A 731-nucleotide genomic window follows, 5' to 3' on the forward strand; every position below is an offset into this window, starting at 1 on the left:
ACCCACTGGGACATAAATGTCATCGAGATCGACGGCCGAACCTGCGCCTTTGAGATTGTCAAACACGTAGACGAGGTCGCCTGCCAAAACCCAAGTGTCCTCGGAATTGCTTTTGCCGTCATTCCGGACTTTCACGTACATTGATCCATACGTATGGCTGTCAAATGCGACGTGCAGGTCGATGCCCGGCAGGATGTCGGTAACGGGGCCATCGATCGTTTCCAGTCGACGATCACGTGCCAGTCCAACACCGCGGACGATGTCGCCAGGATCCACAGCTGTCATCATCCAGCGCATCCGGTCGGGGAGCGACATCGCCCAAACCCATTTCGATATCTCGCGTTCCTGAATGTAGAATTTGGCGTTGGGAAAATCCTCGACGTTGCCAAAGTGATCGAAGTGACAATGGGTGATGAAGCAATGGTCGACGTCCTCCGGCCGAACACCGATCTCTGCAAGGACCTTCGTCGGCGACCGCCAGTTCTCAACTCCGAATTTGTCGCTCAGGTGCTTGCCGTAGTCTTTGTTGTTGTAGCCAACATCAACCATAATYGTGTGCCCGTTGCCTTTGATGATAACGTAGCAGTACGGAAGCTTCACATAGCCCTGGTTGTGTGCGCCGTAGATTACGCCACTCTTGTGGTAGTTCTGCACATACGCATATTCGCACACCCAAATAGAATAATCAGCCACTTCTTCCTCCTCCTCCTCCAAATGCTCAGGTACTGAGC

1 protein-coding gene is annotated in these 731 nt (G+C 53.0%); it reads right to left on the bottom strand.

What is annotated here, in order from left to right:
* The coding region (locus AB4Z23_RS27450) for an N-acyl homoserine lactonase family protein (protein WP_441361182.1) at positions 1 to 693 on the bottom strand (693 nt) is incomplete at its 3' end.
* Positions 694 to 731: the final 38 nt, after the last annotated feature.

The sequence above is a fragment of the Agrobacterium sp. MCAB5 genome (assembly GCF_052114365.1).
GTDB lineage: Bacteria > Pseudomonadota > Alphaproteobacteria > Rhizobiales > Rhizobiaceae > Agrobacterium > Agrobacterium tumefaciens.